Origin of the sequence: Aquitalea magnusonii, assembly GCF_003202035.1 — a bacterium.
Classification (GTDB): Bacteria; Pseudomonadota; Gammaproteobacteria; order Burkholderiales; family Chromobacteriaceae; genus Aquitalea; species Aquitalea magnusonii.
Genome location: NZ_QJKC01000005.1, coordinates 254,384 through 262,942, shown reverse-complemented (window position 1 = coordinate 262,942; position 8,559 = coordinate 254,384). Strand labels below are relative to the sequence as shown.

General features: G+C 60.4%; 6 protein-coding genes and 1 rRNA gene. 6 read left to right on the top strand and 1 reads right to left on the bottom strand.

The genetic code is table 11. The features are described from left to right. The 5 genes from rrf to DFR38_RS07645 form a co-directional block, all read left to right on the top strand. Positions 1-88, top strand: a 5S ribosomal RNA gene (gene rrf / locus DFR38_RS21855); the annotation flags it as partial. A gap of 154 nt (positions 89-242) precedes the next feature. After that, positions 243-1,646 carry a sensor histidine kinase gene (locus tag DFR38_RS07660; protein WP_059287154.1) on the top strand — a complete coding sequence of 468 codons (1,404 nt, stop codon included), beginning with the start codon at positions 243-245 and terminating at the stop codon, positions 1,644-1,646. A gap of 82 nt (positions 1,647-1,728) precedes the next feature. After that, positions 1,729-2,244: a hypothetical protein gene (locus DFR38_RS07655; RefSeq protein ID WP_146215948.1), complete on the top strand. Its 516-nt coding sequence runs from the start codon at positions 1,729-1,731 to the stop codon at positions 2,242-2,244. After that, positions 2,241-3,587, top strand: coding sequence for a sigma 54-interacting transcriptional regulator (locus tag DFR38_RS07650; RefSeq protein WP_059287152.1), 1,347 nt, complete (start codon positions 2,241-2,243; stop codon positions 3,585-3,587). Before DFR38_RS07655 ends, DFR38_RS07650 begins: the two co-directional genes overlap by 4 nt. Before the next feature lie 237 nt (positions 3,588-3,824). Continuing rightward, positions 3,825-4,157: a BON domain-containing protein gene (locus DFR38_RS07645; RefSeq protein ID WP_146215947.1), complete on the top strand. Its 333-nt coding sequence runs from the start codon at positions 3,825-3,827 to the stop codon at positions 4,155-4,157. Positions 4,158-4,223: 66 nt separating this feature from the next. Here DFR38_RS07645 and DFR38_RS07640 read toward each other — a convergent pair whose 3' ends face one another. Beyond that, entirely contained in the window at positions 4,224-4,577 is a 354-nt protein-coding gene (locus DFR38_RS07640) for a DsrE/DsrF/TusD sulfur relay family protein (RefSeq protein ID WP_059287150.1), read from the bottom strand. A 289-nt stretch (positions 4,578-4,866) separates the two neighbouring features. Here DFR38_RS07640 and putA point away from each other — a divergent pair, with 289 nt between their 5' ends. Then, a complete protein-coding gene (putA, locus tag DFR38_RS07635) occupies positions 4,867-8,463 on the top strand; it encodes a trifunctional transcriptional regulator/proline dehydrogenase/L-glutamate gamma-semialdehyde dehydrogenase (RefSeq protein ID WP_110313231.1) in 3,597 nt (1,198 codons plus the stop codon). The last annotated feature ends 96 nt before the right edge of the window (positions 8,464-8,559 follow it).

Sequence of the window (8,559 nt, the reverse complement as noted above, 5' to 3'; positions counted from 1 at the left end):
CGCCTTCCCATCCCGAACAGGACCGTGAAACGCCTTAGCGCCGATGATAGTGTGGCATTCGCCATGTGAAAGTAGGACACCGCCAGACTCCCCTTTGAAAGCCCAGCTCAAACGAGCTGGGCTTTTTGCGTTGGGGCTGGCTCCGGTGTTGATGCCCAGCCACCAGCCATCCCCCTGCCGATTTGTTGTGCTGCCAACTCTGGCGGACAATAGCCCATCCTGTTGTATGCATGAGAGACAAGATGCTATTGCGCCATTTGTCCTTTAAGACCTTGCTGGTTGCCAGCCTGTTTGTGGTGACCCTGATTCCATCCCTGGCGCTGGTGCAAACCTGGTGGCATTTGCAGCAGCTTGCCGAGCTGGTTGAGCAAAGCCAGAAACAGGCAGAGGGATTGGCAGAGCTGCAACGCAGCTATGCCGAGCAGAGTGATCTGTTTGAGCGTTCTACCCGTCAGTGGAATGTCCTGCGCGAGGAGGCATTTGCTCGAACAGGGAAGCAGGCGCTGCAGAGTTTGCAGCAGCTGGCCGGGCATTTGCAGCAACTGAATGAAGTCCGCTTGCAGCAGCTGGGTGGCCGTCTGGCTGAATGGTGTGTGAAATCGCGTAGCCTGTTGCAAGGTGCTGCCGGTGCTGCCGAAGCATGGTCGCGTCAATATGAGGAGCTGTCCCGGCTTGGCAATGAACTGGATAGCCAGGTGAAGCGGGTGAGTGCGGCACGTCGCCTGCAGTGGGACGGTAGTTTGCGTGAAAAACGGCAGCAAGCCGACCGGGTGGCGATATTGTCCTTGTGTCTGGCGGTCGTGCTGGGACTATTGCTGGCATGGCTGCTGGTCCGGCCCTTGCAGCAGCTGCGCGACAAGATTGGCCGGCTGGCGCAGGGGCAGCGTGGTCAGCACTGGGATATGTCGGCGCCGGCGGATATCTTGCAACTGGCGGCCGCCTTGCGCGAGCTGGATGGGCGGCTGGCACGGCTGGAACAGGACAAGGCCAACTTTTTCCGACATGTTTCACATGAACTGAAGACACCGCTGGCGGCGATTCAGGAGGCTTCTTCCCTGTTGCATGATCAGATACCCGGCCCCTTATTGCCCTCGCAGCAGGAGATCGTGGGCATAACGCTGTCAAATACCCGTTTGTTGCGGCAACGGGTGGATGCCTTGCTGCAGCATGATGCGGCCAATTGGCTGGAGCGGCCGCTGAGCATGGCGGCGCATGATGTGCGTGCGCTGCTGCAGCAGGCGGCAGCCGCCATGCAGCCCTTGTTACGTCAAAAAAAATTGCAGCTGCAGCTGCCCGAGCAAGCAGTGGTACTGATGGTGGATCAGGAAAAATTCCGAACCATTATTGATAATCTGCTTTCTAACGCCATACGATTTTCTCCTGAAAATGGCCTTATTTCTGTTGAGGCAGGGAGAAGTGCTGATCACTCATGGCTGGTTGTTGCCGATCAGGGCTGCGGCATTGCTGAACAGGAGCGTAGCCTGATATTCCAGCCTTTCTATACCGGGCAAGTTCCTGCCGGCGAATTGCCCGGAAGTGGTATCGGGCTGACCATGGTTAAAACCTTTGCCCAATTGATGGGCGGCGATGTGGAAAGCCTGCCTGCCGCGCAGGGGGCGAGGCTGCGTGTCTGGTGGCCTTCGTGACTAAGCCCTGCTGCCGCCTGTCACAGGGCAGCGCTGCAGTGTTGGCCGCTGTTAAATAACGATTGCAGAGCAGGAAAGCGCAATGATGAAAAGATGGATGAGTGGCATGCTGCTGCTGTCTGCGCTGGCCGGCTGCAGCACTCTGGGCCGACCTCCCAGGGATGCAGCCAGTGCGCCGGTGGGGCGCGCATCTGGCAGGGTCTGTCATGATGCCGAGGCCGTTCTGGCCGGTGTCCGGCGGGGACGGGAGCCGGCCTTGCCCGGCAAGGATGGCTGCGCCGGCGAGCGCCTGCGCTATGTGGCGCTACAGCTGCTGAATGCCGATGGCCGGCCGGATCTGGCGCGACTGCAGCAGCAACTTGATCTGGCGACTGTGCAAGTGCGTCAGGAGCAGTCTGATGGCCTGGTCGGGCTGGCGACCTTGCTGTCAGCCCAGTTGAGCGAACGGCGGCGGCATGAGGAGGCTGTTGCACGTGCCAATGCGCAATGGCTGGAGCAACAGCGCCGTGCCGATGAACTGGCTGCCAAGCTGGATGCCTTGCGTTTGATCGAACAGTCCATGGCCGACAAGGCCCAGAAAAAGAAGATACAACCATGATGCGAACAGGACGGGTATTGCTGGTTGATGATGATGCCGACTTGCTGCGGCTGCTGAGTTTGCGGCTGGAGGCGGCTGGCTATCTGGTGGACAAGGCGACATCGGCCGAGGCCGCCTTGAGTGCGCTGGCCGTGCGGCGGGCTGATGTGTTGCTGACAGACTGGCGCTTGCCGGGTATGGATGGCATGGCCTTGTTCGAGCTGGTGAAGAAGAGTTATCCGGCGCTGCCGGTGATCATGCTGACCGCGCATGGCACGATTCCCGATGCGGTGGAGGCGGTGAGCCGCGGTGTCTTTGGCTATCTGGTCAAACCCTTTGACAGCACTGCCTTGCTGAGCAAGGTGGAGCAGGCCTTGTCGCTGTCCTCACCGGCGGTATCCCAGGCCGGACAGGAATACTGGCGTGCCGAAGTGGTGAGTTGCAGTCCACTGATGGAAGAGTTGCTGGCGGAAGCGCGGCTGATCGCTGCGACCGATGCCAGCGTGCTGATCCGTGGTGAGAGCGGCAGTGGCAAGGAGATTCTGGCACGAGCCCTGCATCGGGCGAGCCCGCGTGCGGCCGGACCCTTCGTGGCGGTCAATTGCGGGGCGATTCCGGACAACTTGCTGGAAAGCGAATTGTTCGGCCACGAAAAGGGGGCGTTTACCGGTGCGGCGACACGACATGATGGCCTGATTGCCCAGGCCGAGGGTGGCACGCTGTTTCTGGATGAAATTGGCGACATGCCACTGGCCTTGCAGGTCAAACTATTGCGCGTGTTGCAGGAGCGTGAGCTGCGGCCTGTGGGCGCCAGCAAGTCGCGTGCGGTGGATGTGCGGGTGATTTCAGCCACCCATCGCGATCTCGAGGCGCTGATCAGCGACGGCCTGTTCCGCGAGGATCTGTTTTACCGGCTGAATGTGGTGGCCCTGCATCTGCCGCCGCTGAGCGAGCGACGGGAGGATATCCCCCTGCTGGCACAGCATTTCCTGGCGCAGCTGGCAGAGCGCTATGGCAAGGAGGTGGCCGGTTTTGCCCCGGATGCCATGGAGTATCTGTGCAGCCTGCGCTGGTCTGGCAATGTGCGGCAGTTGGCCAATGCGGTTGAACAATGCTGTGTGTTGAACACTTCAGGGCTGATTCCGCTGACTGCCGTGCAGAAGGCGGTTTCCGACGGCATGGCCAGCATTGCCACGTTGGCCGAGGCGAGACGGCAGTTTGAGCGGGATTATCTGGAAAAACTGCTACGGGTCAGCGCCGGTAATGTCAGTGTGGCGGCCCGCATTGCCGATCGTAATCGCACCGAGTTTTATCGCCTGCTGCAAAAGCATGATCTGGTCGCTGCCGCCTTCAAGGACTTCTGAACCGGCAGAGTCTCATCCAACCCCTGTCGCCAATCAGCGACAGGGGTTTTTTCATACAAATCAGCCACTTGGCGCGCAATGTGCCACTTCTTGTCGCCAGCTGGCGACAGATTGGCGGATCTGGCTGGCCTGTTGTTCTGCAGGTTTGTTTCAACTGATTGATTATTAATGGTTTTATTGCGCTGGCATGATGCTTGCAATACACGCTGACAAACAGACCTGTCGGGAGTCATGGCAATGAAAGTAAATCATCTTGGATTAATGCTGTTGGCGCTGTTGCCGATCAATCCGGTCCGGGCCATGGACATGTTGTCCATTGATCCGGTGGCCGAGCATGTGGCGGTGTCGAATATTTCAGCGGATGAAAAAATTGCCTGGGAATTGAATAAAGTGCTGAAACCGCTGGCCGATGGCTCGGGCTCGGTGGTCCGACCGCAGGTCAAGGCGGGGATGGTGAAATTGCTAGGCTCCAGCCCCAGCCGCGATACCGTGCGTCATCTGCTGGAAGTGGCCGCCAATGTGCCGGGCGTGCGCGAAGTCCGCTCCGAAATGCTGATACGTCCGATCTGAATCCTTGTTGCTTGAAGTGAACTGCCCTTTGGCCTGCCTTCCCCCCGAGAGGCAGGCCTTTTTTTATCAGAAGCTGAGCACCTTGTCGGCCGCCAGCGTCCACTCAGCCAGTTCGGGCATGCTGCCAATCTGCACACCGGGCAACAAGCGTTCTGCCTTCAGGCCGCGCGCATCGGCACAGCTGCGGCAAACGTGTACCGTGGCACCCAGCGCCATGGCCTCGCTCAACATTTCTCCCAGATTGGGTGGTGTGGCCACTGTCTGCTGGTTGATGGCGGTACTGACGGCATCGGACAGCAAAAACAGCCGGACTTGGGCTGCCCCGGGCTGGCTTAGCAGGGCAAGGGTCAGCCGCAAGGCACTGAGCAGGCGCTCGCTGCCGTAGGGGCTGGCATTGACGGTCAATAAAATGGTTTGCATGGGGCTTCCTGTAATCGACTAAAACACTTGCAGGGGCGGGTGGCTGTGGTGCTGGGCCGTTTTCTGACCGGCATGGGGAGCTGACGTTGTGGTCATGCAACAAAGCGGCATGCGCGGTCTGTTGTCGATAATAGGACAAGCAGCTTGATTTTCCTTGATCTGCGGCCAGTCACTGGCGATGTCGCTACAAGAATATTTTATATTGTCGAACAAAGAAAAATGCAATTGTATACAATAGGCAAATCTTAACCGGTACAAACCGGGCTGCGAACAAAATCGGGAGTTTTCCATGCAATTCGAGGTGTTTGCCCTAAACCAGAGCGCTTTGCGCGATGCCATTACATCCGCATACCGCCGTGACGAACAGGAATGTGTGCAAGCCTTGCTGCCGCAAGCTGCCTTGCAGCCGGCCCAGGTCACTGCCACCCAGGCGCTGGCGCGTCGTCTGGTCAGCCAGGTGCGGCATGAGCGTACCCGCTCCAGCGGGGTGGATGCCCTGATGCATGAATTCTCGCTGGACAGTGCCGAAGGCATTGCCCTGATGTGCCTGGCCGAAGCACTGCTGCGTATTCCGGACAAGGAAACCGCCGACAAGCTGATCCGCGACAAGATCTCCCGTGGCGACTGGAAAGCCCACCTGGGCAACAGCTCTTCGCTGTTCGTCAATGCTGCCGCCTGGGGTCTGGTGGTGACTGGCAAGCTGGTTTCCTCGCACAGCGAGCAAGGCCTGTCTGCCGCCATGACCCGGCTGATTGCCAAGGGCGGCGAGCCGCTGATCCGCAAGGGTGTGGACATGTCCATGCGCATGCTGGGCAAGCAGTTTGTCACTGGCGAAACCATCGAACAGGCACTGGAAAACGGCCGTGAGCGTGAAGCACGCGGTTATCGCTTCTCCTACGACATGCTGGGTGAAGCCGCCATGACCGAGGACGATGCCCAGCGTTACATGAAGGACTACGTGATGGCGATTCACGCCATCGGCAAGGAGTCTGCCGGCCGTGGTATTTACGATGGTCCGGGCATTTCGGTGAAGTTGTCGGCCATTCATCCGCGTTACAGCCGTGCCAAGCGTGAACGGGTGATGACCGAGCTGTATGCCCGCCTGAAGGAACTGCTGATTCTGGCCAAGCAATACAATATCGGCCTGAATATCGATGCCGAAGAAGCCGACCGCATGGAGCTGTCGCTGGACCTGCTGGAACAGCTGGCCTTCGACCCGGACCTGGCTGGCTGGAACGGTATTGGTCTGGTGGTGCAGGCTTATCAGAAGCGCTGCCCGTTCATTATTGATTATCTGGTGGATCTGGCACGCCGTTCCGGTCACCGCTTCATGGTGCGTCTGGTGAAGGGTGCCTATTGGGATGCCGAAATCAAGCGCGCCCAGGTGGATGGCCTGCCGGGCTACCCGGTGTATACGCGCAAGGTGTATACCGACATTTCCTACTTGGCCTGTGCCAAGCGCCTGCTGGCCGCACAGGATGCCATCTACCCGCAGTTTGCCACCCACAATGCCTACAGCCTGTCGGCCATTTATCAACTGGGTCAGGGCCTGGATTACGAATTCCAGTGCCTGCACGGCATGGGTGAAACCCTGTACGACCAGGTAGTGGGCAAGGACAATCTGGGCAAGGCCTGCCGTATTTACGCGCCGGTGGGTTCGCACGAAACCCTGCTGGCTTATCTGGTGCGCCGCCTGCTGGAAAACGGTGCCAACAGCTCCTTCGTCAACCGCATCGTCGACGAGAATGTCTCCATCGACGAACTGGTGACCGACCAGGTAGCGGAAGCCGCCAGCCATGCCGGTCAGCCGCATCACAAGATTGCCCTGCCGGTTTCCCTGTATGGCAGTGAACGCCAGAACTCCAAGGGTCTGGACCTGTCCAGCGAACACGTATTGGCCGCGCTGCAAATGGGCCTGCAAGGCTCCGAGCAACAGCAATGGACAGCCTTCCCGCTGCTGGGTGATGCCGATGTCAGCGCCGGCGACAGCCAGCCGGTACGTAATCCGGCCGATCATGCCGACATCGTCGGCCAGGTGATCGAAGCCACGCCGGAACATGTGGAACGCGCCTTGCAACTGGCTGAAGCCGCCGCCGCCCGCTGGGCCAATACCCCGGTTGCCGACCGTGCGGCCTGCCTGAACCGCATGGCCGACCTGATGGAAGACCACATGCCGGCACTAATGGGCCTGGCGGTGCGTGAAGCCGGCAAGACCCTGAGCAATGCCATTGCCGAAGTGCGCGAAGCGGTGGACTTCTGCCGCTACTATGCCGCGCAGATCGTCGCCAATTTCGACAATGCCACCCATCAGCCGCTGGGTCCGGTGGTGTGCATCAGCCCGTGGAACTTCCCGCTGGCCATCTTCATTGGCGAAGTGACCGCCTCGCTGGCCGCCGGTAACCCGGTGCTGGCCAAGCCGGCCGAGCAGACCAACCTGATTGCCGCCTATGCCGTGCGTCTGCTGCACGAAGCCGGCGTGCCGCGCGATGTGCTGCAATTGCTGCCGGGCCGTGGCGAGATTGTCGGTGCTGCGCTGACCAGCGATCCGCGCATCCAGGGCGTGATCTTTACTGGCTCCACCGAAGTGGCGCAAATCATTAACCGCACCCTGGCCAAGCGTGGCGAGGACGTGGTGCTGGTAGCCGAAACCGGCGGCCAGAACGCCATGATCGTCGACAGCTCGGCACTGCCGGAGCAGGTGGTGACTGACGTACTGAGCTCGGCCTTCGATTCTGCCGGTCAGCGTTGTTCCGCCTTGCGCGTGCTGTATCTGCAAAGCGATATCGCCGACAAGGTGATCGCCATGATCAAGGGCGCCATGGCCGAACTCACCGTGGGCAACCCGGCCAAGCTCAGTACCGATGTCGGCCCGGTGATCGATGCCGAAGCCCAGGCCGGCCTGCTGGCACATATCGACAAGATGAAGCAGCGTGCGCGCTGGTACTACCAGACCCCGCTAACCGAGCAATGCCAGCAAGGGACGTTTGTGCCGCCGACGCTGTTTGAAATCGACAACCTGTCTGATCTCACCCGTGAAGTGTTCGGCCCGGTACTGCATGTGCTGCGCTTTGAAGCCAATGAGCTGGACAAGGTCGTGGCCGAAATCAACAGCACCGGTTACGGCCTGACCCACGGCATTCACAGCCGCATCGACGAAACCATCAACGATATCGTCCGCAAGATCAAGGTGGGCAATGTCTACGTCAACCGCAATATCGTCGGTGCGGTAGTGGGCGTGCAGCCCTTTGGTGGCGAAGGCAAGTCCGGCACCGGTCCCAAGGCTGGCGGCCCGTTCTACCTGTATCGCCTGACCCGTGCCCGCTGGCAGCCCAAGCTGGCCTGGCAGCCGGCGAGCGCCGATCTGGCCGGCCTGGACAAGCTGGCCGGCCTGGCCACCAGCCTGGGCGTGAATGGCCTGGATGCGCGTATCGCGGCAGCTCGCCGTGCCTCACCGCTGAACCATCAGGTCAGCCTGCCCGGCCCGACCGGCGAAAAGAACACGCTCTGTTTTGCCGCTCGCGGCAAGGTAGGGTGCGTGGCCAGCAGCAGTGCGACGCTGGCCGAGCAACTGGTGGCCGTCATGGCCACCGGTAATCTGGCAGTGCTGGCGGATTCGCCGGCCAATCGCCAACTGGCCAGCGCGCTGGCCGGCCATGTCGAGCTGGTGCAAGACGTGCTGGCCGCCGAGCTGGCCGCCGTGCTGTACGAGGGGGATGCCGCCGCCAAGGCGCGCCAGCAACTGGCGCAACGCGATGGCGCGCTGATTCCCCTGCTGCTGGCCGGTGAAGAAGGCTACAACCTGCATCGTCTGGTGGTGGAACGCGCGGTCAGCGTCAACACCACGGCGGCAGGGGGTAATGCCAGCCTGATGAGTATCGGTGACTGATGATTCACCCTCCCGCGACCGCGCCGTGGTTTGGCGAGATTGGTCACAAAGCGGGAGGGATGATGACAATCTGTCAAACGCCACTTGTCATGTGCT

What these genes read in the sequence shown, in the direction of transcription:
- DFR38_RS07660 (WP_059287154.1), top strand. Translation starts at nt 243, where the DNA reads ATGCTATTGCGCCATTTGTCCTTTAAGACCTTGCTGGTTGCCAGCCTG.
- DFR38_RS07655 (WP_146215948.1), top strand. Translation starts at nt 1,729, where the DNA reads ATGATGAAAAGATGGATGAGTGGCATGCTGCTGCTGTCTGCGCTGGCC.
- DFR38_RS07650 (WP_059287152.1), top strand. Translation starts at nt 2,241, where the DNA reads ATGATGCGAACAGGACGGGTATTGCTGGTTGATGATGATGCCGACTTG.
- DFR38_RS07645 (WP_146215947.1), top strand. Translation starts at nt 3,825, where the DNA reads ATGAAAGTAAATCATCTTGGATTAATGCTGTTGGCGCTGTTGCCGATC.
- DFR38_RS07640 (WP_059287150.1), bottom strand. Translation starts at nt 4,577, where the DNA reads ATGCAAACCATTTTATTGACCGTCAATGCCAGCCCCTACGGCAGCGAG.
- putA (WP_110313231.1), top strand. Translation starts at nt 4,867, where the DNA reads ATGCAATTCGAGGTGTTTGCCCTAAACCAGAGCGCTTTGCGCGATGCC.